This is a genomic window from Paenibacillus durus (assembly GCF_000756615.1).
In the GTDB taxonomy this organism is placed as follows: domain Bacteria; phylum Bacillota; class Bacilli; order Paenibacillales; family Paenibacillaceae; genus Paenibacillus_AQ; species Paenibacillus_AQ durus.
In genome coordinates, this window is record NZ_CP009288.1 from 5,447,748 (window position 1) to 5,473,818 (window position 26,071).

At 54.4% G+C, this 26,071-nt stretch carries 17 protein-coding genes and 1 pseudogene; 6 read left to right on the plus strand and 12 right to left on the minus strand.

Annotation, left to right across the window (positions count from 1 at the left end; genetic code table 11):
• Positions 1-354 precede the first annotated feature (354 nt).
• Complete coding sequence (locus PDUR_RS24050; RefSeq protein WP_233277597.1) at positions 355-1,884, plus strand: putative bifunctional diguanylate cyclase/phosphodiesterase; 1,530 nt, start codon at positions 355-357, stop codon at positions 1,882-1,884.
• Positions 1,885-2,138: 254 nt separating this feature from the next.
• Here the strand turns inward: PDUR_RS24050 and PDUR_RS24055 are convergent, their stop codons facing one another.
• From PDUR_RS24055 to PDUR_RS24075, 5 genes and pseudogenes are all read right to left on the minus strand, one after another.
• Positions 2,139-5,138: an efflux RND transporter permease subunit gene (locus tag PDUR_RS24055; RefSeq protein WP_042208490.1), complete on the minus strand. Its 3,000-nt coding sequence runs from the start codon at positions 5,136-5,138 to the stop codon at positions 2,139-2,141.
• A 193-nt stretch (positions 5,139-5,331) separates the two neighbouring features.
• Positions 5,332-6,481, minus strand: a pseudogene (locus PDUR_RS24060) (cation:proton antiporter).
• Between the two features lie 777 nt (positions 6,482-7,258).
• Positions 7,259-8,428: an ABC transporter permease gene (locus tag PDUR_RS24065; RefSeq protein ID WP_042208491.1), complete on the minus strand. Its 1,170-nt coding sequence runs from the start codon at positions 8,426-8,428 to the stop codon at positions 7,259-7,261.
• On the minus strand, positions 8,421-9,593 hold the full coding sequence (locus tag PDUR_RS24070; RefSeq protein ID WP_042208492.1) for an ABC transporter permease: 1,173 nt from the start codon (positions 9,591-9,593) through the stop codon (positions 8,421-8,423). Before PDUR_RS24070 ends, PDUR_RS24065 begins: the two co-directional genes overlap by 8 nt.
• A gap of 12 nt (positions 9,594-9,605) precedes the next feature.
• The gene (locus tag PDUR_RS24075; RefSeq protein ID WP_042208493.1) at positions 9,606-10,541 is read right to left on the minus strand and encodes an ABC transporter ATP-binding protein; all 936 of its coding nucleotides are present in this window, start codon (positions 10,539-10,541) and stop codon (positions 9,606-9,608) included.
• A gap of 271 nt (positions 10,542-10,812) precedes the next feature.
• On the opposite strand from PDUR_RS24075, the gene PDUR_RS27540 reads away from it, so the two are divergent.
• Positions 10,813-12,558: a histidine kinase gene (locus PDUR_RS27540; RefSeq protein ID WP_052410375.1), complete on the plus strand. Its 1,746-nt coding sequence runs from the start codon at positions 10,813-10,815 to the stop codon at positions 12,556-12,558.
• A gap of 42 nt (positions 12,559-12,600) precedes the next feature.
• The gene (locus PDUR_RS24085; RefSeq protein WP_042208494.1) at positions 12,601-13,245 is read left to right on the plus strand and encodes a response regulator; all 645 of its coding nucleotides are present in this window, start codon (positions 12,601-12,603) and stop codon (positions 13,243-13,245) included.
• A gap of 699 nt (positions 13,246-13,944) precedes the next feature.
• On the opposite strand, the gene PDUR_RS28970 is transcribed toward PDUR_RS24085, so the two are convergent.
• The 6 genes from PDUR_RS28970 to ftsE all read right to left on the minus strand — a co-directional run bounded on the left by PDUR_RS28970 (position 13,945) and on the right by ftsE (position 20,690).
• Positions 13,945-14,292, minus strand: coding sequence for a hypothetical protein (locus PDUR_RS28970; RefSeq protein WP_156130595.1), 348 nt, complete (start codon positions 14,290-14,292; stop codon positions 13,945-13,947).
• A 257-nt stretch (positions 14,293-14,549) separates the two neighbouring features.
• Positions 14,550-15,965: a PDZ domain-containing protein gene (locus PDUR_RS24095; RefSeq protein ID WP_169744958.1), complete on the minus strand. Its 1,416-nt coding sequence runs from the start codon at positions 15,963-15,965 to the stop codon at positions 14,550-14,552.
• 205 nt (positions 15,966-16,170) lie between these two features.
• Positions 16,171-17,634 carry a S41 family peptidase gene (locus PDUR_RS24100; RefSeq protein WP_042208496.1) on the minus strand — a complete coding sequence of 488 codons (1,464 nt, stop codon included), beginning with the start codon at positions 17,632-17,634 and terminating at the stop codon, positions 16,171-16,173.
• A 117-nt stretch (positions 17,635-17,751) separates the two neighbouring features.
• On the minus strand, positions 17,752-19,068 hold the full coding sequence (locus tag PDUR_RS24105; RefSeq protein ID WP_042208497.1) for a murein hydrolase activator EnvC family protein: 1,317 nt from the start codon (positions 19,066-19,068) through the stop codon (positions 17,752-17,754).
• A 31-nt stretch (positions 19,069-19,099) separates the two neighbouring features.
• Positions 19,100-20,014 carry a permease-like cell division protein FtsX gene (gene ftsX / locus PDUR_RS24110; RefSeq protein WP_042208498.1) on the minus strand — a complete coding sequence of 305 codons (915 nt, stop codon included), beginning with the start codon at positions 20,012-20,014 and terminating at the stop codon, positions 19,100-19,102.
• Entirely contained in the window at positions 20,004-20,690 is a 687-nt protein-coding gene (ftsE, locus tag PDUR_RS24115; protein ID WP_042209669.1) for a cell division ATP-binding protein FtsE, read from the minus strand. Before ftsE ends, ftsX begins: the two co-directional genes overlap by 11 nt.
• A gap of 284 nt (positions 20,691-20,974) precedes the next feature.
• On the opposite strand from ftsE, the gene PDUR_RS24120 reads away from it, so the two are divergent.
• From PDUR_RS24120 to PDUR_RS24130, 3 genes are all read left to right on the plus strand, one after another.
• The gene (locus tag PDUR_RS24120; RefSeq protein ID WP_042208499.1) at positions 20,975-22,402 is read left to right on the plus strand and encodes a VanW family protein; all 1,428 of its coding nucleotides are present in this window, start codon (positions 20,975-20,977) and stop codon (positions 22,400-22,402) included.
• A 189-nt stretch (positions 22,403-22,591) separates the two neighbouring features.
• Positions 22,592-23,005: a CBS domain-containing protein gene (locus PDUR_RS24125; RefSeq protein WP_042208500.1), complete on the plus strand. Its 414-nt coding sequence runs from the start codon at positions 22,592-22,594 to the stop codon at positions 23,003-23,005.
• 269 nt (positions 23,006-23,274) lie between these two features.
• Entirely contained in the window at positions 23,275-24,057 is a 783-nt protein-coding gene (locus PDUR_RS24130) for an alpha/beta hydrolase (RefSeq protein WP_042208502.1), read from the plus strand.
• A 484-nt stretch (positions 24,058-24,541) separates the two neighbouring features.
• Here the strand turns inward: PDUR_RS24130 and argH are convergent, their stop codons facing one another.
• Positions 24,542-25,954 (minus strand): argininosuccinate lyase, encoded by a 1,413-nt coding sequence (argH, locus tag PDUR_RS24135; protein WP_042208503.1) that lies wholly within the window; start codon positions 25,952-25,954, stop codon positions 24,542-24,544.
• Positions 25,955-26,071: the final 117 nt, after the last annotated feature.

The following is a 26,071-nucleotide window of genomic DNA, read 5'->3' on the forward strand; positions in this document are numbered from 1 at the left end:
TTATGAAAAAAAGAATGGAAAATAGAGGATTCCGAATGAAAATGGCGAATTTTTAGCAGCAAATGCGTTGATATCGTTTTTTTAATTATGGAGGGCAATATGCTGCGAAAAAACAACAGTAAAAGTACCCCTAGCTCCACTACATTCAGAAGAAGTTCGCAGGAAGAAATCAAGCCGGAGCCTATGAATACCTATACCTTCAGTCCTCTGCTCGGGGCCTCCAGAATTGCCGGTATTTACTTTATCGTCGGATGTTTATGGATTCTCCTAACCGATAGAGCGGTTTCAGCTCTCACAAATAGTGCCGAATTGATCTCCATGATAAATATGATCAAAGGATGGTTCTTTGTTTTGGTGACGGCACTTCTGATCTTTATCCTTATTCTAGGAACACTTAAGCGAATCAGGAAGGTGGAGGAAGATTTAGAGGTATCGTATAAAAATCTGATGAACACCCATGAAAACCTCGAATCCGCATACGAGGAAATCACAGCTACAGAAGAGGAGCTGAGGCAGCAGTACGACCAGTTAATCGAGAATCAGCGCAAGCTCAGCGAGAGCGAGGAAAAAATGCAGCATCTAGCCTACCACGATGTACTGACGGATCTCCCTAACAAACTGGACTTGTACGAGAACGCGGCAAATATTCTTGCAGACTCAAACGGAACTGCCGCCTTAATGTTTGTGGATATCGATAACTTTAAATATATTAACGATACGATGGGTCATGGTTTCGGAGACCGTCTCATTGTTAATGCAAGTGAAAGACTGCTTTCCATCGTGGGAAATCAAGGGGTTATTTACCGGTTCGGAGGCGATGAATTCATTATTTTGCTGCATTCCCTTAAGGACAAGGCAGATGCAGACATGATGGCGGCCCGCATTCTTGCCGGACTTAAAGAGGCGGTCGTCATCGACAACAGTCTCTTGCACATCAGCAGCAGTATTGGAATCAGTCTCTATCCTGATCATGGAAGCGATATTATGGAGCTAGTCAAACGGGCGGACATTGCCATGTATAAGGCGAAAGAGGCGGGCAAAGGCAATTTTGTCGTATTCGATAATCCCCTGAATGACACATTTACCGAAAGAATGAACATTGAGAAGTTGTTATATACCGCAATGGAACAAAATGAGTTTGAACTCTTCTATCAGCCTCAAGTGGATCTGGCACTGAATAAAGTGACCGGTCTGGAAGCCCTTCTGCGCTGGAACAGCCCTGAATTGGGAAATGTCTCTCCATTCAAATTTATCAAAGTGGCCGAAGATTCGCATTTGATTATTCCGCTCGGAAGCTGGGTTTTACGCAGAGCCTGTGCGTTCCTGAAGAAGCTTCACGAGCAGGGCTTCGGACATTTGACAATGTCCGTCAATATTTCGATGCTGCAGCTGCTGCAAACCGATTTTAATGAGCTGGTGCTGGGTACGCTGCAATCTTCCGGTCTTAAGCCAGGCTGCCTGGAACTGGAAATTACCGAGTCCATATTGATCGAATCCTACGAGCATGTCAGCGCCAAATTGAACGAACTGAGAGACAAGAACATTGCGCTTGACGATTTCGGGACAGGTTATTCTTCTTTAAGCTATCTGACCCATCTGCCGATCTCCACTTTAAAAATTGACAAGTCCTTTATTGACTCCATTCCAGCGGACACGAATCATGCGATACTGCTCGAACAAATGTTGATGATCGGCAAACGGATGAAGATGTGTGTAATTGCGGAGGGAGTAGAGAGATCGGACCAGTTGACCTATTTGCAGGAGCAGGGCTGCGACAAAATCCAGGGTTATCTGTACAGCAAGCCGCTCGCCGCAAAGGACATGGAACAGTTGTTGGCCGGCTGGGAAACTTCCGGAGTAGCTGCCGCCTGCATTGAGCCTTAACGCCAGTAAAGCCGCATCCCGAAAGTCCCTCCTCGTAATATTAATGAACAAAGTCCGAGTTCCGGCGCGCTGTCCGTTTTGGAAAACTGTTCCCCGTGCTCACACCCTCATGCAGTAAGGATATTTTCTCGCAAAAATAAAGCGATGGTTCTCCGGGTAAAGTACCGGGAAACCATCGCTCCACAAGTAATTCTTTCTTCATTCAGCACGGCAGCCGCCTGCCCATACCCATGCTAATTATGCTTAGCAGCGAATTACGCCGCTTGTTTCAATGCTTTTTTGCGCTGCTTCGCCGACTTGCGGAAGTAGAACAGCTCGTAAATGGCCGGCACTATAACCAGCGTCAGCACCGTGGCGGCGGTCAAGCCGCCGACAACGACAATCGCCAGGCTTTGCGAGACGATACTGCCCTGCTCGGGATGACCGAACAGCAGCGGCAGCATTGCACAGATGGTCGCAATGGCGGTCATCAGTATTGGCCGCATCCGCGTTCCCGCCGCTTCGAGCAGCGCTTCGCGAATGCTCATATGCTCCTCGTTATGCTTGACGCGGTCAATCAGCACAATGGCGTTCGTAACTACAATTCCGATCAGCATCAGCGCTCCAAATATAGCGGTGAAGTCGGGGGTCACACCTGATACCAGCAGACCGATAACGGCTCCAATGGCTGCCAGCGGCAGCGAGAAAATAATCGCCAGCGGTGCGCGAAGCGTCTTGAACGTGATCACCATGATCAGATAGATAAGACCGATGGAAATGAGCGCCGTCATTCCGAGATCCTTGAAATCACCTGCCTGGTCGGCGGATGCGCCGCCTGATACGAGGGTTACACCTTCAGGCAGCTTGATGCTGCCGGTTTTTTTTTTGATCGAGGCCCCGATTTCGGAAACTTTCTTCGGATCGACTTCGGCAGTAATACGCGCATAAGGTTTGCCATCCTTGCGGTACAGCATGGCCGGTTCGTTATGAACCTCCAGCTTCGCCAGCTGCGACAGCTGCTTAGGCCCCGTGGAAGTCATCAGCGTGATGCCCTGCAGGTCCGCTTGCGATTTAGGCTCAGCGAGTGGAGATAATACGACCGCAGCCGAAGAACCGTTCAGCTCCATCTGACCCAGCGGCATCGGATTCAGCATACCGGCCAACTGCATCGATATTTCCTGCGCATTGGCCTGCGCCGGGTTCACTTTGAAGGCAAAGACCGGCTTCGTATCCTCCATGTTGCTGGATATTTTCTGGATGCCGTCAATCGTCTTCACCTTGTCCATAACCTGATCCGCCGCAGCGGTAATCTTGGACAGGTCATCTCCGGTAATATCAATGTACTCATTGGTCGAACTCGGACCCATCATGGCGCCTTCGTTGGCCGCCAGGCTTGCTCCGGCATAGCTGCTTTGCAGACCCCGGATTTTATCGATAAATGCTTGGGCGTCGGCATTTTCCTTCATTACTACTGTGTAGTTGACCACGGTAGGCGAGGATAGATTGCCCCATTTAGCGGCATCGGTACTGTTCCCGGACTGCATGATTACCGTCTTCGCTTGAGGCTGTTTCATAATTTCCTGTTCCAGCCGTTTCCCCTGCTCAAGAACCTCCGCGACCGGCGTATCATTCGGGTATTTCAGCTCTATCGCGACACTGCTCGCATCCGAAGCATCCAGCGCCCCTTTGGGCATGCTCATATACGCGGTGATTGAAGCTACCAGAATGATCAGTCCCAGCAACAGTGGCACCCATTTATGGTTCAGGTTCCACTTAAGAAACCGCTGGAACCGCTTGGACGGCTCATGCTCTTTCATGGATGTGTTCCGCAGCAGCACAGAGCTCAGCAGCGGAACGACAGTCAACGCGACCACCAGCGACGTCAACAGCGAGTAAGTAACGGTCAACGCAAAAGGCAGCAGGAACGCCTGCATACTGCCGCGCAGCAGACCTATCGGCAGGAAGACGGCGACAGTGACAATCGTCGAGGACGTTATCGCCCGGGCAACCTCCTTCGTCGCGCTGATCATCATGTCAATGGAGAAGGGCTCCTTTTGCAGTCTGCGGTAAATGTTCTCGATAACCACGATACTGTCGTCAACCAGACGGCCGACCGCAACGGCTACCCCGCCGAGTGTGATAACGTTCAGCGTGATTCCTGAAATATCGAGCAGATATAAGGTAACGGCCAGCGACAGTGGAATGGAAACGGCTGTCACGAGCGTTGCCCGCACATTGCGCAGGAATATCAAAATGACAATGGTCGCAAACAGAGCGCCGAGCAGCACTTCACGCATCATGCTGTTTACGGAATCAACGACCATATCCGAGGTGCTGAATACTATCTCGGCTTCCGCGCCTTTTACGGTCGAATTAATGTTCGCTATTGCATCCTTGACTTTATTCCCGACATCGACCGCGTTGGCATTGGCTTCCTTCGTCACCACCATGAACAGCACATCCTTACCGTTCGAGCGGCTGACGCTTTCCTGATCACTTTTCACCTGAACCGATGCGATATCCTGAAGAGTCACTCCGGGCGAAACAGGCAGGCGTTTCAAGGTATCGACACTGTCAATGGAAGAAACGACATTAACGCTGCCCGTCTGGCCGCCGATCGTCTGCTCCCCGACGGAAGCCGATACGTTCCGGCCTTGAAGCAGACCGGTAATTTGCGGGACGGATACTTTCTTTTCCGCCATAAGCCGCGGGTCAAGTTTGACCGTTACCTGCGGCGCAGTTTTGCCGTAGAACGCGACGTTCGCAACCCCCTCGATCTTTTGCAGCTTGGGAATAATCTCCGTCTCCGCCATCTTCAAGTTCTGTTCAGTTATTCCTTCATCGAATGAAAGAGTAGTCGAGGCTACCGGAATCATGGAGGTATTTAACTGAAGAACGAACGGCCGCATTACTCCCTGAGGAAACTGCAGCGCATCGACCGCCTTCTGCACCTCCTGCGCGGCATCCTTCATATTCGTCTTGGAGTCAAAATTAATGTCCACTTTGGTGTAGCCGTTTCCCGAGGTGGACGTCATCTCCGTCTTGCCTTTGACCATTGCCAGAGCATTCTCGATAGGTTTGGTCACCTGCTCCTCCATCGCATGCGTATCCTGGCCAGGACCAAGTGCCGTTACTGTCACCTGCGGACTATCCGCCTCCGGCAAGAACTCCATCGGCAGTGAGGTATAGCTCATCACTCCCACTATGAGCGCCATCACAATCAGCAGCCCTGTGGCCGCCTTGTTGCCAAACGACCATTTTGTCAACCATGTCATTGATCATTTCTCCTTCCACTCCCCAGTATTGTTGAAGCTTAGATGTTCCAGATTTATTTGTGCTTACTTCTCTCTTTATCAAGTTTAGATATTTTCACAAAGACTTAAAACAGTCGGGCGGCGGGTCCGAAACTCAGCCTTGGGACCGATACCGCCCCCAACCAAAGGACGGGGAAACGCTATACAGGATATTTTATTCCCCTTCGTCCAGTTTCACCGGCTCGCGAAAGACGTATTTCAGCATCGGCGGGGTGAGCAGCGTTGTCGCGATTACAACAATAATAACGGAAGTAAAATACTCCGGCAGCAGCAGTCCGCTTTGAAGTCCCGTGGCCGCAATGATCAGTGCGACCTCGCCCCGGGATATCATGCCTGAACCGATCGCCACCGAGGAACGGGTATCAAAGCCCGTCAGACGCGCGCCGAGTCCGCCGCCGATCAGCTTGGTCAGCACCGCCGCGAGCGACAAGATGATCACAAAGCCGATCTGACTGCCTACCCCCTCAAAGGAAACATTCAGTCCGATGCTCACAAAAAAGACAGGAACAAACACAGCGTAAGCGACCGGCTCTACCTTATGTTCTACCGTTTGCCTGAAAGCCGTCTGCGAGACGGCCAGCCCGGCGGCGAACGCGCCGATAATACCGGCTATTCCGGTCCATTCGGCGAACCAGGAGAACGCCAAACAGATGACTAACGCTGTGGTGATGGTCGCTTCCGTCACTTTAAGGGGAGACAGCCATTTGAGCATTCGGGGGACAATCAGCCAGCCGGCGAGGATGACTCCAGCGAAGAAGAGCAGCTTTTTACCGATTAAGAGGCCCAGCGACACCGACTCTCCCTCCCCGAAGAAGCTCATCAGCACCGCTAGCAGAATAACGACCAGAACGTCGTCGACGACGGCCGCTCCCAGAATGGTTGAGCCCTCCCGGGAATTCAGCTTGTTCATATCTTTAAGCACCTGGGCCGAAATGCTGACGGAGGTTGCACTAAGAATCGCCCCTATAAACAGGGCATGCGAATAAGAAAAACCGAACATCTCCGCAATCCCCATTCCGCCAAACAGCGGAAGAATAATTCCCCCTACCGCCACGGCAAAAGACGACTTCCAGTTCCGCCGAAGCTGATCCAGGTCCGTCTCAAGCCCCGTGATGCAGCAGCACGCCGATTTCAGACATATAGTGAATAAATTCTCCATCCTGAATCCAGCCCAGCACCGCCGGACCAAGCACGATGCCCACAATCAGTTTGCCGAGAACCGACGGCTGGCCGAGAGCCGCCGACAAATGCCCGCCGAGCTTAGTGAACAGCAGAATCAGCAATAAGGTCAGAATAAATTCCATGGATTACCCGCTCCTTGTCTTCTTTAAAATTCACTAAAAAGTCCTGAAAATAGCAAAAAGGAGCCCTTGGTGACAGGCTCCTCCATAAAACGATGATTTATTCATTTTTTTGAATGATCCCTATAAATATACCCTTGTTTAGAATCATTGTAAAGAGTAGAAGTCAAACCAGCTAGGATAATCACCTACGGCCAGTCATTTAGAAGCAAGCTGTTCAGAATCGAAAAGCTCCACCATAGAGGGGATCTAAGTTGGTTATGATTTTTAGTTCAGCGTCTTGCAAGCCTGCTTGAGTGCAGGTTTTTTCGATCAGAAGGGTTTGTCAGCAGGAAAAGCCTCTGATTGTGCAGGAATTTAAGGCTGTGCCGACTGCATTTGAGGTTAAACGGGCAAGAAACTGTATTTTGGCAGGCATGCTATTCAGTGAAGTTCTAAGGCAGACAAAAGATGTACAATTTCAGGTTTTCTGCATCATCTGGTTCATCGCGCCCCGCTGCAGTTCGTACCGCACCATATGTTTGCCCGTCGCTCCGGTTACGGCGGCAAACCAACCCTTCCCGCGAGTGCCTGCAGCATTCGAACGGCTGTGCGATGGTTGATGCTCAAATGGGTCTCCACATCGATGGGGCGAAGGGGGCGGGCGAGCATGCAGGCCAGGCGAATGACAAAGAACGCCCCGGCCCATTCGGTGGAATGGATCGGGACGTTCTTCGTCTCCTACCATGCAGATTAACTTAAAGTGGATCATTTCGCCATTACAGGTGTAAGCAGGCCGTTCTATACAGCCGACTCACTCGGCCGCAGAATGGCGGAACCGATGGCCAGCAGAATGGCCGCCATCAGGCCCAGCACCGCAAAGGGCAGCCATAGCTCGCTCCAGCCGCTGCCGGTGGCAGCGAGGTCTGCGGCCTGAATCGCCCATTTTTGCGGGACGAAGTTCGCAGCCTTCTGCATATATTCCGGCATGATCGAGATGGGCCAGAAACATCCTCCCAGCATGCAGGTCGGGGTCAGAATGAGCGCGTTCAGCATGCCCGCATTGTTCGGATTGCGGATGAATCCGGCCACCGTACTGGCCAGACCCATGCACACCAACATGAACGCCACCAGGATGAGAAAATATAGATACATCGGAAGCTCATAGTTGTAGTTCAGCACATAGCGGCCTACCAGAAGCACGGCGGCGACCTGTAGCACGCCCACCGTAAAGCTGCCCAGAAAATTGCCAAGGGCAATTTCATAAGAACGAACCGGCGCGCTGAACATCCGCATCATTGTCCTCTGCTTGCGGTCATCCATAATGAACGAGACGGAGCTTGTAACCATAGCCATAAGGAACATGAGCATAAATCCGGTAACGACACTCAGACTTTCGCGGGGATATAGATTATAGTCGGTCTTCTGGCTGCCCACAAGATGCTGCTCCGCCTGCTGCAGGACAGTGGACAACTGAGCTTCACGCGCGTCAGCCGTTCCGGCGGATGCTCCGTTACCCGCCGCTCCCACCGCCGACGCCACTTCGCGCAGCCTTCCCCCGATTTCCTCGGCCTTCATTTTGAGCGCGATTGACGCTGCGGACGTCTTTAACTCATAGATATGGATTTGCGGCAACTGACCGGTGAGCAGCGAGGCTGAATAGCCTGCCGGAATTTCCAGTCCCGCACCGCCTTCTTCGTTAAGAACTCCGGTGCGCAGCCCGCCCGCGTCTTTTTTTTCAATCAAGGTATAATCGCCTGTCTTCTCCAGTTCGGCAATGATATGCGCTCCGGCGGGGCCGCCGTCCAGATTCGTGTACAGCACGTTCGTCTTATGATCCACGGTGCCGCCGGTCATCCATATGATGACGGAAACAATGACGCCAGGCATGAGAATATAGGCGATCACGCCCCGGCGTCTGCCAATCATCCGTTTGATCAGATTCCAGGCAATGGTAATAATGTTATGCATGATAACCCACCTTTCGGTATGAGAAAAATGCGAGGCCCGTCAGCACAAAACCGATCAGCGAGAGCATCACGATACTGCCCGAAATCTGCGAAAGCGGCGACTCCAGCATCATCCGCAGAATACTCCGCAGCCCCCAATGATTGATGGAAAACGCGCCGCCCGTGTTCAACCAGGAATCGGGCAGCGGGGCCATCCCTCCGCTAATAAACGTCATCACTACTGTAAGCCCTGTTGAAACGGAGCGTGCCAGCGCCGCAGTACGGACGAACATGCATATGACGACCGACAAGGTAAGCGAAGCGAAAATCATCAGCAGACACACCAGCGCCAGCAGCCCCGGGCGGTTGCCCCAGTACACACCGAACAGAAAGTGCGTGGCCACAATAATAGAGGCGCACTGCAGGACGGATACGATTCCGATGCCAAGCATTTTTCCCATAAAGAGTTCCCCGCCCTTCACCGGCATGGAGCCGATCCGGAACAACGTATGGTTATCCTTTTCGCTGTATAGGCTGGTGATTACCATTTGTCCGCACAGAAGCAGGAACATCAGAAGCATCGCAGCCGCGTAATACTGGGAAGCGGTGTACGCCGGGGCTCCTTCATTCAGCTTGCCGAGCACCACGGCCGGACCGCCTTCCCCGGGCTCCGTCATCGCGGGAATCGCCTGCGGTCCAAGCATCATGGCGGCAGCCTGCCTGTAATTGATGCCGCTCAGGAAATTGTCGAACACAGTCGCTGCGACCATATTGTCCGTCCGGTTTTTGCCGAGAATATATTCAAGCCGCGCTTCCTTCCCGCTCATGATATCCTTGTCGAATCCCGCTGGAACAATGACGGCATAGCCGTATTCTCCTGAACGCACGCCGCTTACCGCCGCTTCCCGGCTGTCTGCGGTTTCCGGTGTAATAATCTCCGCGACCTCTGGCGCTTTCAGGAAGTTCCCGATCAGCTGCGAGCGTTCGGAGGGGTTCGCTGCCGCATCGACAATGCCCACCCGGAAAGAATCGATCGTCTGGTCCTTACCTCCATCCATAACGCCGGAAAGCGCCGAGCCAAGCAAGAAAATCAGCAAAATCGGCAGCAGAAACAGGTTGATCAGCATCGAGCGGGAACGAAGCAGGCGCCGCAACTCATAAGCCGCAATGGTCCAAATATTTGCCATAGCCCTCTCCTCCTAATCCCGTAAAGTCCGTCCGGTCAGGCTTAAGAATAATGTCTCCAGATCCGGTTCTTCGATTTGCAGCGCCTGAATGACGCCCCCATGCTTGGCGAAAATAAACAGAATGTCCTGCAGCTCGCTTTGGGACGACGGCAGATACAGTTCCACCGTCTCGCCTTCCGCTTCCACCCGGGTTACCCGGGGATGCTGCTTAAGTTCCAGAATCAGTTCAGATGTGATACTGCCGGCTTTGATGACGATCTTCTCTTCGTGGGCGACCCGTTCCCGCAGTTCTTTTTCCGTCCCGCAAGCAATGATATGCCCCTTATCCATAATCGCCACCCTGTCGCAAAGGGCTTCAACCTCTTCCATGTAGTGGCTCGTATAGATGACGGCGGAACCCAGCTTATTGAGCGCTTTGACCGATTCAAGGATATGGTTACGGGATTGCGGGTCGATTCCCACCGTAGGTTCATCCATAATAATGAGCTTGGGCCGGTGCATAATGGCGCAGGCAATGTTCAGCCGCCGTTTCATCCCTCCTGAAAAAGTGGACGGCTTCTCCTTCGCACGGTCGGCGAGTCCGGTAAACTCCAGCGCCTCCTGTACCCGCTCCTTCAACAGTTCGCCGCGCAGGCCATACAGTTTTCCAAAAAAGGATGCGTTTTCCCAGGCAGTCAGATCTTCGTACAGCGCCAGGTCCTGGGGGACGAGCCCGATTCTTTTTTTGGCCTCAAGCGGCTGCTTCGCTACGGAAATGCCATCAATGACTATGCTTCCCCCGTCCATCTTCAGCAGGCCGCAGAGCATGCTGATCGTCGTACTTTTGCCCGCACCGTTTGGACCAAGCAGACCGAAAATCTCACCCTCCCGTATGCTCAAATTCACATGATCTACCGTCAATTTGCTGTCATATCTTTTTACCACATCAGTTAGCTGCGCAAGCGCCATTGTTCATCTCTCCTGTCCCTTATTCTTCATGGTTTCATTGTAGCGCAGCCCCGAAGCCGCCGAAGGTACGGAAGGTCATGACGTGAAGGTGACTTAAGTCATCTCTTGTAATCCAGCAGCCAAACCCGCGTCCCGCAGCACATAGGATGTGCTAAGATGGAAATGCGATAATACGCCTTCCCTCGCCAGGATCAGCCATTCACTGAAAAAAGGACGTTTGCGAAGGAAAGACACTTAACCTCTATCTCTCTTACGAAAAGGATGACGGCGTGTGAACAAGGAGCTAAAGCTGCTGCGGTACGGGCTGATTGTCATACCCGCTTTTCTCTCGATGTATGTCCAGGAATATGCCAATTATGATCGGTTCACCCTGCATTTGCTGATTCTTCTGCTGCTGACGACGCTGGGAGCACGCTTACCGGCACGGTTCACCGCAGGGATGGCCGCGCTGGAATTGCTGTACTCTTCCTGGCTTTGCTCCAGGTACGGTAGCCTGATGCTGTTTCCTTCCCTGTCTGTGCTGCTCGTCTATTTCCGCCTCCGTCCCCGCTCGCTGCCTCTGCTGCTTGCGGGGATTCATCTGGCCGTGCTGAACACCGCCGTTATGGAAGAAGCTCCGGTGATTCGCGCCTGGGTGAATCTGGTGTTTCTGCTGGCTGCCGTGTTGTGCGCCCAGCTTCATTCGGCGGGACGCGGCCGGGAGGAGACGCTTCTTCTTTATGACGAGCTGCGCAAAAAGCACTTCGAACTGGACGAAGCCCGAAATCGGCTGCTCCAGTTTGCGTCCCAAGTAGAGAATGCCGCCCAAGCCGAGGAACGGGTGCGGATTTCCCGCCAGCTGCATGACGATATCGGCCACCGGCTCATCCGCGTCAAAATGATGATGGAGGCCGCGCTGCACACGCTTCCCTCTACGCCGGAAGCGGGCATGTCCATGATGCGGCAGGTGCGCGATCAGCTTGCCGAGAGCATGGATGACCTGCGCGCCGCCGTAAGGCGCATCGGCCGGGGCCTGCGGCTTGATGGCGCCTATGCCCTGGACCGACTGCTGGAGGAGATCGGCCGGGACACTGGCATCGAGACCTCATATAAGGTGGAGGGCGTACCTTATCCGCTCTATCCGAGCCTTCAGGTCGTCCTGTACAAAAATGCCCGCGAGGCCATCACCAATGGACTCCGGCACGGTCACGCGACATCGGTCGGCATCAAGCTCTGCTACAGCCCGTCCGAAGTCACGATGGAGGTCAGCAATAACGGAAAGACGGCGGGGACGGAAGAGTGTAGCAGCCAGGCGGCGGAGAGCAGCGGTGAATACCGGGACGATGGAGTTGATTCGGAACGGTTGTCCGGCGTGAACCAGGGATTGCAGGAACGTAACGGCAACAACCGGGTCAAAGGCCCCCGCCCGGAACGGTTGTCCGGCGTGAACCAGGGATTGCAGGAACGTAACGGCAACAACCGGGACAAAGGCCCCCGCCCGGAACGGTTGTCCGGCGTGAACCAGGGATTGCAGGAACGTAACGGCAACAACCGGGTCAAAGGCCCCCGCCCGGAACGGTTGCCCGGCGTGAACCGAGGATTGCAGGAACGTAACGGCAACAACCGGGACAAAGGCCCCCGCCCGGAACGGTTGTCCGGCGTGAACCAGGGATTGCAGGAACGTAACGGCAACAACCGGGTCAAAGGCCCCCGCCCGGAACGGTTGTCCGGCGTGAACCAGGGATTGCAGGAACGTAACGGCAACAACCGGGTCAAAGGCCCCCGCCCGGAACGGTTGTCCGGCGTGAACCAGGGATTGCAGGAACGTAACGGCAACAACCGGGTCAAAGGCCCCCGCCCGGAACGGTTGTCCGGCGTGAACCGAGGATTGCACCTTACCGGTGGGGCCGGCGGCATGGGGTTAACAGGGATGGAGGAGCGTACCCGGCTGGTTGGCGGAACGTTTGAGGTCCGGGCTGCTTATCCCTTCACTGTCATAACAAAGCTGCCGGTTTATAAGCAAAGTGAGATTATGTAGAGCGGCAGAGCAGATTTCTTACAGAAAGGGGAACTTCCAAGCATGATTAAAGTCGTAATCGTGGACGACGATTCTTTTATACGGGAAAGTCTGAAGGTGCTCGTTGGCATGGACCCGGATATTCAGGTAACGGGGGCCGCAGGAGATGGCGGCGAGGCGCTGAAGCTGCTGGAAAGCGGGGCGGAAGCCGATATCGTGCTGATGGATATCCGCATGCCCGGCATTAACGGCGTAGAGGGCACGCGGCTGATCAAACAGCGTTATCCGCAGGCTGCCGTGCTGATGCTGACCACCTTCGACGATGATGAATATATTATCGAGGCGCTCAAAGGCGGAGCCAGCGGCTATCTGCTCAAAAACATCCCCCCGGACCGCATTATCCAGGGCATCAAGACGGTCCATGAAGGCAATATGCTCATTCATCCCGACATTGCCCGCAAGCTCGCGAACTTTCTCCAACCCGCCGCCGGGAACACGTCCCCCTGTCCTCTGGAATCTTACGGGCTGACCAAGACGGAGCAGTCGGTTGTCAAGGCAATCGCCGAGGGGCATTCGAACAAGGAAATTGCCGCCGAACTATTCTTAAGCGAAGGAACGGTCAAAAACTACATAACCGAAATTTTGAGCAAGCTTAGACTGCGGGACCGGACGCAGATCGCTATTTTTTATTTGAAAAATGGGCGGTGAATCAAGAGCGGTAATTGTAGAGATGTCAAAAGGATGGCTTCACCTTCAAAATCAGCGCCTGTATGTATGATTCAGCAAAAGAGAAGATCAGTGCCTGCCATGTGATTCAGCATGAGAGGACGACTTGAGTGGAATTATGAGGCTTGCCTTAGAGTGAGCTGTGTTTGCCTTAGTGGAAACAAGCGGGGCTGCCCCTCAGAGTGGACACCAATTAGGGGGCCGCCCCCTTACAGTGGGCAATCTGCGAAGCGTTCCCCTAAAGAAAGGCAAGGTAGACGGCTGCTGCAGAAGGTTGCGAAGATTTCCTGCATTTGCACATCTATTCCTCGTAAAAAATCTCTCCCCGGACCCGTTCCTGCAAAAGTGCAGGCATTTCACTCCCTTCTCCCCGTTTCGGCGTGTAAGCATCAAAATAACTGCACCACCGCAGCAATTCCTTCTTCCGGGGGAAATCAACCTGGAAAATCCTGCAGGTTTGCAGGAAAACCTCGCCTATTCAGGCTGACCAAACGGCCTATTGAACCTTCATTCGCCTCTACGCAGCGATGGACGGCAAGATAACCCCTCACGGCGTGTGTTATGCAGCACGAATGCCGGGGAGGGGCAAGCACGCATGTAGATAGGAGTACGTTGGGCAGCAGCAAACGCATATCAGGAGGGGCTGCGTTATGTAGCACGCATGCAGACAGGGGCATGTTGTCAGCAGCACATGCACATCGCGAGCGTCTGCGTTATATAGCGCACACGCATATCGCGAGCGTTCGAGTTGTGCAGCAGCACATGTATATCGCGAGCGTTCGAGTTGTGCAGCAGTATATGTGTATCGGGAACGTTCGAGTTGTGCAGCAGCACATGTATATCGCGAGCGTTCGAGTTGTGCAGCAGTATATGTGTATCGCGAACGTTCGAGTTGTGCAGCAGCACATGTGTATCGCGAGCGTTCGAGTTGTGCAGCGGCACACGCATATCGGGAACATTCGAGTTGTGCAGCAGCACATGTGTATCGCGAACGTCTGCGTTATGTAGCACGCATGCAGACAGGGGCATGTTGTCAGCAGCACATGCACATTGCGAGCGTTCGAGTTGTGCAGCAGTATATGTGTATCGCGAACGTTCGAGTTGTGCAGCAGCATATGTGTATCGCGAGCGTCTGCATCTGGAATCGAGGCCCCGCTGCGACGACCGATTTAAGATTGCAGCAGAAGAACGAGGCAACAAAGCCCGGATTCCGATTTTCTCGGAAATCCGGGCTTGTCCCGTTCTTGGTGCAATGCGACTTGTCGCCACTATTCGTTCGTTGCGGGCTATCGTTTCGCCGATTTCGCTCTGCCGGAGCCTGAAAGCGGTCCCGGCGTTCCAGGTCCGGGCAGCGTAGCGGCCGCCTCGCGCGCTGTGGCCGTCTCTTGCGCAGCGGCCACCTCTTGCGCAGCCGCTATCTCTTGCGCCGCTGTCGTCTCCATCTGGGACGGCAGTGCCGAGGCGCCGGCCGGCCTGCGACGGGCGCCCGTCTTCATGAGGGCAATGCCAACAATGCCGGCCGGCTTCTCCGGCGCCGTCGTATATTCGTCCGGCTGGGGCGCTAGAATAACGCCCAGCAGATGATGGTCGCCGTCGTAAATGGCGCGCTGCAGGTACTTGCTCTCGCCGGCGGCGTTCTGCACCTCCAGCTTGCAGAACGCCGGGCTCTTGCGCAGCGCCTCATGCAGCTGCTGCGCCTTCCCGGTCAACGCTTCGCCGTTGACCTTCAGCAAGATCTCGCCCGGCAGGATGCCCAGCTCCTGCGCGGGGCTGCCGGGCAGCACGGCCAGCACCTTCAGGCCGTGCGGCGGATGCACGAAGAAGGGGCTGCTGCGGCGCTCCTCCAGAGCGCCGTACCACACCAGCCCTTCGTGCAGCAGCAGAGCCGCGAGCGCCGCGAGCAGCGTCAGCGGGCTGTACCGGGCCGCGAGCAGCGCGAGGCCCAGCAGGACGGCGCCGCAGAGCAGCAGCCGTCGTGAGGCGCGGGCGGCTTTGCTCTGCGGCAGCATGCCCGTCGTCAGTTGGCTGAAGCCGATGACGACAGGCAGCGAGACAAGGCCGAGGCCTCCGCCGAGCAGCGTCGGCCACGGCAGCACGCCGACTCCCGCGCCTGCGGGAACGAGCAGAAAGAGCGGCAGCGGCCAGAATGCCTCCATCCGGTATCCGCCCACCACCCGGCCGCGCTTGCCTTCCAGAAACAACGGCGTCGCAAGCGCCGGCCCCTGCCAGCGGGCGAGCAGCGCCTCGACCACATGCAGGATGGCAGCCAAAGCAAGCAGCGCGGGAATATCCATTCCTCTAACCGCTGTCACGGCCTCTCCGCCAAGGCCCCCAGGAAGGAAGCCGGGGAAGAAGGACAGAACAAACTGAATAACACCAAGCAGGCCGATGGAATACGCGAAGCAGAAGTACCGCACCCGGAACAGCAGCAGAACTAGGCTCACCACCCAGATGCAGACAACTGCCGGACCCGTTACCGAAACGCCGAGCAGGACGGCTGCCAGCGAGACGAGAATACCTGCGGCCAGACCGGTCCATATGGCGCGCCATATTTCCCTGCCCCAGCTGTGCAGCTTTACATGAATGAGCCTCCGCTCCAGCAGCGTCTGCCTGCGGAAATAAAGGCCAATGAACAGCAAAGCGATATAATAAAAGGGCTGCGCCAGCATATGCAGCGCTGCATTCCCCAAGCTTGCCAGCATATGCAGCGCTGCATTCCCCAAGCTTGCCAGCAGTTCCAGCATGTCATTCAAACTGATCGTCACGCTCCTTTGGCTGCGCTCTCTTAAGCCGCGGCTTCATCCTCTATTCTAATGGATTGGGATTATCAAAGACAGGCTTTTTAAACGGAAAATATTGGCTCCCTTTCTTTAGCAGCATGAAAAAAGAAGGCTGTAATAGCCTTCTTCATGAATTCGACGCCTTCGCCCCGATTTCCTTCCGTATCTCTTCAATTCCCCGGTTGCGCTGATTGTCATTCTCCGGGTTTCGAATCGCCTTGATCAAGGCGGCTTCCAGCGCCTCCGCCGTCTTGGCGTCAATAATACCGGTAACTTTCAGCTTGGCCGCGCTCTGGAATTTCTTCACCGCGTCCTTCGTACCGGTGTCAAAGTATCCGTCTTTACGCCCCGGCTTATAGCCCAAACCGTCAAGCATCGTCTGTGCGCTCTTCACATTCGGGCTGTTTGAGTTGTACTGGAGCAGCTTACTCTTATCGATTGGCGTCACCGAAAAATAATCCGGCTGCGCCACCGCGATATCCGGCTTGATTCCCTTGCCGTGAATCCATGTCCCGTTCGGCGTCAGCCATTTGGCAATCGTAATTTTTAGCAGGCTGCCGTCGCCGAGCTGCTTATCGAAGCTGGTCTGCACCGTTCCCTTGCCGAAGGAATTCTCGCCGATTAGCTTGGCTCCGGCGGACTGTTGCAGCGCTCCCGCCAATATTTCCGAAGCGCTCGCGCTGCCTTTGTTCATCAAGACGGCAACCGGATAATCCTTGCCGCGGCCCTTGGAGGTCGTCAGTTCACGTTCCTTGTTCTTGTTCTCGACTTGAACGATCGTCTTGTCTCTTGGCACAAACTGCTCGGCAATATCGATGACAACCGGCAGCACGCCGCCGGGATCGTTGCGGACGTCAATGACAAGACCTTTGAATCCCTTCTTCTCCAGCTTGGCCAGCTCTTCCTTGAAGCGGTCGGCGGTGTTCAGCGAGAACTGCGTAATTTCAATAACGCCAATGCCGTTCTGCTCCATAGTGGAGTAGACCGTCTCCAATGTCACATTATCCCGTTTGATATTGAACGTCAGGGGCTGCGCGGAACCGCTGCGCTGGATGACGAGGACCGCTGTGCTGCCTTTGGGGCCACGGATTTTGGCGACCGCGTCGTTCAAATCCATTCCTGTAAGCGTTGTTCCGTTCACGGAGGCAATAATATCCTTCGCCTGAATTCCGGCCTTCTCCGCCGGCGAGCCTTTAATCGGCGACACAACGACGACTTTACCGTTATCCGAGGCGACCTCGGCTCCAATGCCGGTGAACGAGCCCTCAATGCTCTCTTCGAATTTCTCCGCCGTTTCCTTGGCCATATAGTTTGAATAAGGATCGCCGAGCGCTTCCATCATCCCGTTAACCGCGCCGTCGATCAGCTTGCTTCGATCCACGCTCTGGTAGTAATTGCCCTCGATCAGGCCAAGCGTCGTCCCAAGCTTCTTCGCTTCGTTCTGCGCAAGCCCGCCGTTTGCCAAAATGGATGCCGCGCTTTCTCCGGCAGCTTGTCCGGAAAAGAGCGAGCCCGTCACAGCCAGCGTCAGCAGACTGCCGCACAGCAGAGCTGCGATAACCATAAAAGCCGCTGTGCTCTTTTTTAACATGAAGCCTCCACCGTCCCTTCTTGTCCACCATGCCGTCAGCCTGAGGTCCGTCCCGTAAGATCGGTCTGACTTCCAGTATATGCCGTAATGCTAAATATTATTTATGATACCATTAAACTATAAGTAATCCATCGGTTCGACCGGCTTTCCGTCAATCCGCACCTCGAAGTGAAGATGCGGTCCGGTTACCCGGCCGGTGGCGCCCGATTCCGCAATGGTCTGTCCGCGCTCCACCTTGTCACCTACGCTAACCTTGATTCCGCCCTCGCGGATGTGGCCATACAGCGTCCACATGCCGCCGCCGTGGTCGATCACCACGCAGTAGCCGTATCCGCTCCACCATTCCGCGACAATGACGGTGCCCGCTTCGGCAGCATGAATGTCCGTGCCTTGCGGAACGGCGAAGTCAACGCCGGTATGCAGCTTGCGCTCTCCCGTCACCGGATGAATCCGGTAGCCGTACGGCGAGGACACCCGCGCGTTGCCCACGGGCAGCAGCAGCGGACCGCTGCCACTGGCGTAGGTGCTGCTCGAATCGTCCCCGCCATGCTCCGCGCCGGAATCGCCGGAGCTGCTGGCCGACGCTGCTGCTCTTCTTGCCGCCTCCTCGGCCGCTCTTTTCGCTGCTGCCGCCTTGGCCGCCGCTGCTCTTCTGGCCGCTTCTTCAGCTTTCAGCCTGTCCTTCTGGTCTTCGAGCGCCGCCCGCTGGCTTGCGAGCTGGACCAGCTTGGCGTTCTGCTCCTGGCTGATATCCTCCGCATCTTCGATAGCCTTGTCGTAATAAGCGATCAGCTCCTGCTTCTCGGCTTCCTTATCCTTCAAGACGCTCCGCTGCGATTCCAGATCGGTATACAACTGCTTGGCCTGAGCGTACTGCCCTTCAAGCTCTTTCTTCTTTTGGGTAACGGTCGCCTCGTCCCGCTTATGCTGATCCAGCAAATCCTGGTCCTGATCCACGATTAGCTTAAGCGAATCCGCGCGGTCAAGGAAATCCGAGAAGCTCTTGGAAGAGAGCAGCACGTCAAGGTAAGATACCGCTCCATCCGTATACATGAGACGCACGCGGGATTCGATCAGCTTCTGCCGCGAATCCACCCGCTCCTGCGCTGCATCCAGTTCGGAAGCCGTCGTCTTGAGAGATTCCTCGGTGTTATCGATTTTGGCAGATATCTGCTTCATTTCGCCCTTGACCACTTCAATCTGGCCAAGCACAACCTGCAGATTCTGGTTCGTTTTAATCTTGTAGTGCTGGGCCTGCTGGCCTTGGGCAGCCGCTTTTTCCTGCTGCGATTTCGCGTTCTTCACATCCTGCTGCAGCTGCTTAAGCTGCTTGTCGATTTCGGCAACGCTTGGTTTTTTGGCATATCCTTCAGAGGGCTGGAACATTACGGCAGACAGCAGCAATACGGCTAAACCGGCGGCTATTTTTCTCAACTCACGTTCCCCGTCCTTTGTTCTTAATTGTTCAGATCTTCAAAAACTTGCGGATGGACACGGTGCTTCCCCAAATGCCAATCAGCACCCCAAGTCCGACCAGCAGACCGCTCAGCTGCATCCAGATATCGGTAAAGGGCAATAGTCTCCACCCCATCAGCGGATCACCCTTTATGGACGTATTCAGACCGGTATAACCGGCATACAATACCCCGACGGTAATAAGTGAGCCTAACAGCCCGATCAGCGCGCCCTCGATAAAGAACGGCCAGCGGATGAAGGCATTCGTCGCCCCCACCAGCTTCATAATTCCGATCTCCTTGCGGCGGGCCAGTATGGTCACCCGGATCGTATTTGAAATCAGGAACATCGACATGACACCGAGCCCTGCGACAAAAACAAAACCGACATTGCGGATCGTGCGCGTGATTTTGAACAGAGTCTCCACGGCGCCCTCCCCATATTTCACCTTGTAAATCGGTTTCTCGGGATGAGTATCGTTAAGCGCTTTGATCTTATCCGCCACAAACGGCACGGTCGTCGCCTTCACTACTTCCACCCGAAATGCGTCATTGAGCGGGTTATTATCTTTGTCAAATCCTTCCAGTATATTGTCGGCATCCGGCCCCAAATCCTTACGCAGCTCCTCCAGCCCCTGATCTTTAGGGACGAACTGGATTTTGCTGACCTCGGGCATGCTGCCGATCTCATTCTGAAGCGTCTCACGCAGCGCTTGATTCGTCTCCAGGGTCAAATGAACGGTGATCTGCACTTGACTGTCCGCTTTGTCCGCCAGTGAGTTTACATTTAATACCAATAAAATAAAGACGCCCAGCACGAGCAAGGAGACGACAATGGATGTGATGGAGGCCACCGACATCCAGCCGTTGCGGAATACGTTCTTGAAGCCTTCCCGCACATGCCGCAAGAAGGTTTTAAAACTCATATCCGTATTCTCCTCTCAGCTGGTCTCTGACGATCTGTCCATGCTCGATGGCCAGAACACGTTTGCGCATTTTGTTCACGATATCCCGGTTATGGGTGGCCATAACTATGGTTGTGCCGCGAAAATTAATTTCATCCAGCAGCTGCATAATACCCCATGATGTCTCCGGGTCCAGATTGCCCGTAGGCTCGTCCGCCACAATGACGGAAGGATTGTTGACGATAGCCCGGGCGATGGCGATCCGCTGCTGTTCCCCGCCGGAGAGCTGGGAAGGCTCGCGATTCGCTTTGGAACGCAGGCCCACCAGGTCGAGCACCTCGTTCACCCGCTTCTTGATCTGCTTTCTCGGCGCTTCAATAACCTCCATCGCAAACGCGACATTTTCAAAAGCCGTCAGCTTCGGAAGCAGCCTGAAATCCTGGAATACTACACCGATATTGCGGCGCACGTAAGGGATTTTGCGCGGCTTCAGCTTGCCGATATTGAAACCTCCCACGGAAATCTGGCCCTTGGTCGGCGATTCTTCTCTATAAATCAATTTCATGAACGTCGATTTGCCCGCGCCCGACGGGCCGACGATATATACGAATTCGTTGCGGTCGATCTTGACCGACACTCCTTGAAGTGCATGGGTGCCATTAGGATATGTCTTCCAGATATCCTGCATTTCGATCATCTTCATCACTTCCCGATTCTGACTTATCCGTTCCACGCTCTTCGGCATTGACTGTGCAAGCTTCCATAAACTGCGATATGACCACAGACGTATCTATTGTAACAAATCCGTAACTGCTTGAGTACCCGAAAGTTTTGCTGAGACCCGGCATATATTTTGAATGATCAAGCTGGGCCCGCTTCCCTATAACTATATCGGCATGGCGGACCGCATTTCTAAAGGCCTTCGCGGCAGAACCGGCGCCTCTTGGCGCAAATTTCGGTATCAGAGGAGACGACATTGCGATGAGAAAAACACATGGCGCCCTGATTGCGCTAATCGGACTAATATTAGTGGCTTCGCTAGTATACGGGGGGCTGTACTTATATGCGGGACAGCGCAGCGTGCCGAAGGGGACGATGCTTGCGGGCTGGAGTGTCGGCGGAATGGATATCGCGGAGGCGCGTACGGAACTGGACCGGAAGATGGAAGTGCTGCATGTAATCCCGATCACACTGACGGGAGACGGGGAAACAGAGATCCGGATTACGCTTAAGGAAGCGGGCATTTCATATAATGCGGACCGGTTTCTGAAGAACTTGGACCAACTGACGGACGGGAGCCTGCTGGAGCGGGTCAAGGCCCGCCGCGGCTTCGCGAAGACATGGAGCCTTGAGGCCGGCTGGGACAGCGCTGTGCTGAAACGAAACTTGAGTCCTCAGTGGGAGCGGACCGCTTTCGGCGAGCCTGTGAATGCCACCCGGAGAATTACGGAGAGCGACCAAATCGTCTATACACCGGGTGAAACCTCCCTCCGGGTTGACTGGAACAGCATGGAAGCCTCGCTTCGGGCCGCGCTTCCGAGAAGCTTCGACCGGCTGGAGGCTGTGCCGAGCACGGGCATCACCGCTAAGCTTCCGCTTAAAATCGTGCAGCCGGATGTCACGGTAGAGTCGCTGCGGGAACAGGGAGTGGCCCGCAAGATTGCCGAATTCAGCACCTCGCTGGGCTCAAGCGGTCCGGGGAGAAGCTACAACGTGGAATCGGCGGCAAAAGCGGTGAATGATACGCTCCTTCCCCCGGGGGGAATATTCGACTACGGCAAAGCAATCGAAAAAGCGGAGAAGACCACCGGCTTCCGCGAAGCCCCGGTCATCGTGAGCGGCAGGCTTCAGCCGGGCGTCGGCGGCGGAATCTGCCAGGTATCCAGCACGCTGTATAACGCGGCGCTGCGTACGGGACTTGAAATCGTGGAGCGGCGTAACCACTCCCTGCCGGTAAGCTACCTGCCCAAAGGCCAGGATGCGACATTCTCCCAGGGGTCGATCAATTTCCGCTTCCGCAACAATACCGGCCGTTATTTATTAATCCGATCCGCCGTGCAGGGCCGCGCGCTGACCGTCAAGCTCTTTGGCACCTTCCCGCAAAACGTATCATACGAGGTTGAGTCGCGGACCGTGGAAATCCTGTCGCCCGGCAGGCGGACGGTTTCCGATGCATCCCTGCCGGCCGGCGCTTCGCGCACGCTCCAGAACGGCAAAGCCGGATATGTCGTTGAGACCTACCTCACCCGCAAGGTAGACGGCAAGGCCGTAGACAGAAAAAAACTGTCGCGCGACACCTACCGGCCGCAGCAAACCCTTGTCGCCGTCGGCCCTGGCGGAACAAGATCAGCCGCGCCGGAGCCCTCCGAGCGTCCGCTGGTAGAGGATGGAATAAGGAAGAATAATTGAGGGGGCAATCCGAAAACCGGGCCGCCAAAGTGCGGTTCCGGTTTTTCGGGATCGTCCGTTTTCGGATTTCCTTTTTGTCCTCCAGCATATTTAATTCTTGCTTTACCTAAGCAAGCCTTCCTCTTTACAATCTGCTGATATACTGATGATATACTCAATAATCACTATATTTAGAAAGGATGACTTATCGTGACAACAACGGCAATATCGACCGATCTTAAGCTGGCCGATCTTATGAGACCTGCGCCGATCGTTTATGACCACCACACCTGCCGGCAGGCGCTTCGTCTGATGTTCGAGCACCCGGAGTCCAAATGTCTTGTCCTCTGCAATCCGGTAGACGAGCCGGTGGGGCTGCTCATGAGCGAGATGTTCTTTTTGAAAGTATCCGGCCGTTTCGGTATGGACACATTCTACAAAGAACCTGCAATGAAGCTGGCTCACAAAGCCCCGCTGACTGTCGACATCACCACTGCGCCGCATACGGTTCTGGCAATGGCGATGGACCGCCATCCAATGCAGCAGAACGACTGCATTATCGTCACTGACGGCGGCAAGCTGGCCGGAGCCGTTTATGTCGCCGATTTGCTAGCCCTGCAGTGATAGTTGGACACGCCTCTCTTTTCCCCGTACCTTACGCTTTTATTCATCCCCTCTTCCTTCCCCTCTGCAATTCGAACAAGTTGTCCCAAAGACATGTCGATTCCAGCCTAATTACACATTCGTACATAGCTTAAGCGTGGCTTGTTCTCCTTGACCATGTACTGCCGACCGTATCGCGCCCACACTCTTGCAGAAGAACTTTATTCATTTTTATAATATTGGTCGCTGATAACTATGGTATGATTTGCCAAAGGGGAGGAGTCGATAATATGGCTTTAATCGAATGTCGTCATTATTCGGAAACACTGGGACTAAGCACGTCGATGACGGTGATTCTACCGCAGAAGACAAAGACACAAATCGGAATGAGAAGCACTGCTCGCAGCGGCCTGCATCCTACCTTGTACCTGCTGCATGGATTGTCGGATGATCACTCCACTTGGCTTCGCCGCACTTCGATTGAGCGCTATGTCGCGAACCTGGGGATTGCGGTCGTTATGCCGCAGGTGCATCGCAGATTTTATACGGACATGGCTTACGGAGGCCGATACTGGACCTTTATCAGCGAGGAACTGCCGGCACTGGCGCGCTCGTTCTTTCCGCTGTCGGCAGAGCGTGAGGATAACTTCGTGGCAGGCTTGTCGATGGGAGGCTATGGGGCAATCAAGCTGGGGCTTCGCAAGCCGGAGGCTTTTGCCGCTGCTGCCAGTCTATCCGGAGCACTGGATGTGGCGCATCTTCATATCAACCATGGTAACGCTATGTCCAAACAAGAATTTGAAATGATTTTTGGCACTGAGGATATCTCTGGAACGGATGAGGACCTTCTAGCCTTGATCCGCAAGATAGACGCCTCGAGCGGACCGAAGTCGATGCTGTACCAATGCTGTGGTACGGAGGATTTTTTGTATGAGGACAATCTGCGTTTTCGCGATGCCGCCCGAGCTACCTCCCTGTCTTTAACTTATGAGGAGAGCCCGGGAACTCATGAATGGGGATACTGGGATACCAAAATTCAGGATGTGCTGGCCTGGCTGCCGCTGAGAGTGTAGGATATGCTCATTAAAAAAGAGACCAGTTCTTCTACCCCTAACGTGTCTCCTTTTCGGGTGCGGGCAAAACTGCGTAAATACATTTTCTTTCGCTGATCCTTTGATCGATTGAAAAAGAGCTGCGATCGTGCAGGAGTTTCAAGCTATTTCTGCAATAACATGAAGCCAAGTCGGGAAAACATGTATCTGCGCAGGAATGGTCCCTCTTGAATTAACATTTGTGGAAAAAGGATGTATGGTCGCAGGTTTTTAACAACCTAATATTCGCACAGATTTTCTGATCATTTTTCGAAGTCAAAAACTTTATTGATCGCATCGATCGCATGCCGAACTTTATTCCCTTGTATATATAGAAAAAATGACATCCCAACTATTATCAGTTTGAATGTCATTTTTAGTTAATTACTTTGTTTGTACCTCAAACAAGAACCCGTTATGTCTACTCAAATGGCCCCTTGACTCTGTTTCTTGCCAGACGACACGCTTAAAGTTTCGCTGCATGCTCCGCAACCCATTTTTTCGCTTCGAGCAGATTCCCTTCCGCCCGTCCGATCGCCGCCTGCACCTGCACTGTTGCCGTGCCGCCGTATACATTACGCGCATTGACAACCGCTTCCGGCTGAAGCACGGCGTAAATATTCTCGTCGAACAGCGGCGAGAACTGCTTGAACTCGTCCAGCGTCAGATCGAGCAGGAATTTGCCTTCATTGATGCAGTACAGCACTGTCTTCCCGATCACCTCATGCGCCTGGCGGAACGGCAGCCCTTTGCCAACCAGGAAATCCGCAATATCCGTCGCGTTGGAGAAATCGGTGTTCACCGCTTCCCGCATTCGTCCCTTGTTGACCTTCATCGTCGCAATCATCGGCGCGAACAATTGAAGAGCGCCAGTCAGCGTCGCAACCGTGTCGAACATGCCTTCCTTGTCTTCCTGCATGTCCTTGTTGTACGCCAGAGGCAGTGATTTCAGCACCGTCAGCAGGCCGATCAGATTGCCGTAAACACGGCCCGTCTTGCCGCGCACAAGCTCCGGCACGTCCGGATTCTTCTTCTGCGGCATAATGCTGCTGCCTGTACAGAAGGCGTCATCCAGCTCCACGAAGCTGAACTCCGTGCTGCTCCACAGCACCAGTTCTTCACTCAGACGCGACAGATGCGTCATGATCAGCGAGGCGTTCGCCAGGAACTCGACGATAAAATCGCGGTCGCTGACCGCATCCAGGCTGTTCTCGTAGACGCCGTCAAAGCCGAGCTGTTCCGCTACAAAATGCCGGTCAATCGGAAATGTCGTTCCCGCCAGCGCTCCGGCTCCCAGTGGCAGCACATTGATGCGCTTGTAGCTGTCCGTCAGCCTCTCCGCGTCCCGGCGGAACATCGAGACATAGGCAAGCAGATGATGCGCGAACAGAATCGGCTGCGCCCGCTGCAAATGCGTGTATCCGGGCACAATCGTCTCTACATTGTCCTTGGCCTGCTCAATCAGCGCTTCCTGAAGCCCATGCAGCAGGTCAGTCAGCTCGACCACCCGATTCCGTAAGTACAGGTGCATATCCGTCGCCACCTGGTCATTGCGGCTTCGTCCCGTATGCAGCTTACCGCCGACCGGTCCGATCTCCCCGATCAGCTGTTTCTCAATGTTCATATGAATGTCTTCGTCCGAGACAGAAAACTCGACTTCACCAGCGCGAACCTTCTCCAGCACCTTTTGAAGCCCTTCCTTAATCGTCTCTACATCCTCCTGCGGTAGAATCCCGCATTTGCCAAGCATCGTCACATGCGCCAGGCTGCCCTGCACATCTTCTTCCGCCAGCGCTTTATCGAAGCCGATAGAGGCCGTGTATTCCTCCACGAGCTTGTTCGTTCCTTTGGTGAAACGTCCACCCCACAGTTTGCTCACCGCTGTATTCCCCCTTTTCAGAATATGCCTCTTCCGTATGCCTTCATGGAAAAACCCGGGCGTGTGGGAAATATATTACCGCTCCCCAGTCCCGGGTATACTTTATTGCTTAGGTTG

Excerpts from the sequence above, each read along its gene's own strand:
- PDUR_RS24055 (WP_042208490.1), bottom strand. The coding sequence starts at position 5,138 with ATGACATGGTTGACAAAATGGTCGTTTGGCAACAAGGCGGCCACAGGG.
- PDUR_RS24065 (WP_042208491.1), bottom strand. The coding sequence starts at position 8,428 with ATGCATAACATTATTACCATTGCCTGGAATCTGATCAAACGGATGATT.
- PDUR_RS24070 (WP_042208492.1), bottom strand. The coding sequence starts at position 9,593 with ATGGCAAATATTTGGACCATTGCGGCTTATGAGTTGCGGCGCCTGCTT.
- PDUR_RS24075 (WP_042208493.1), bottom strand. The coding sequence starts at position 10,541 with ATGGCGCTTGCGCAGCTAACTGATGTGGTAAAAAGATATGACAGCAAA.
- PDUR_RS24085 (WP_042208494.1), top strand. The coding sequence starts at position 12,601 with ATGATTAAAGTCGTAATCGTGGACGACGATTCTTTTATACGGGAAAGT.
- PDUR_RS28970 (WP_156130595.1), bottom strand. The coding sequence starts at position 14,292 with ATGCCCCTGTCTGCATGCGTGCTACATAACGCAGACGTTCGCGATACA.
- PDUR_RS24095 (WP_169744958.1), bottom strand. The coding sequence starts at position 15,965 with ATGCTGGCAAGCTTGGGGAATGCAGCGCTGCATATGCTGGCGCAGCCC.
- PDUR_RS24100 (WP_042208496.1), bottom strand. The coding sequence starts at position 17,634 with ATGTTAAAAAAGAGCACAGCGGCTTTTATGGTTATCGCAGCTCTGCTG.
- ftsX (WP_042208498.1), bottom strand. The coding sequence starts at position 20,014 with ATGAGTTTTAAAACCTTCTTGCGGCATGTGCGGGAAGGCTTCAAGAAC.
- ftsE (WP_042209669.1), bottom strand. The coding sequence starts at position 20,690 with ATGATCGAAATGCAGGATATCTGGAAGACATATCCTAATGGCACCCAT.
- PDUR_RS24120 (WP_042208499.1), top strand. The coding sequence starts at position 20,975 with ATGAGAAAAACACATGGCGCCCTGATTGCGCTAATCGGACTAATATTA.
- PDUR_RS24130 (WP_042208502.1), top strand. The coding sequence starts at position 23,275 with ATGGCTTTAATCGAATGTCGTCATTATTCGGAAACACTGGGACTAAGC.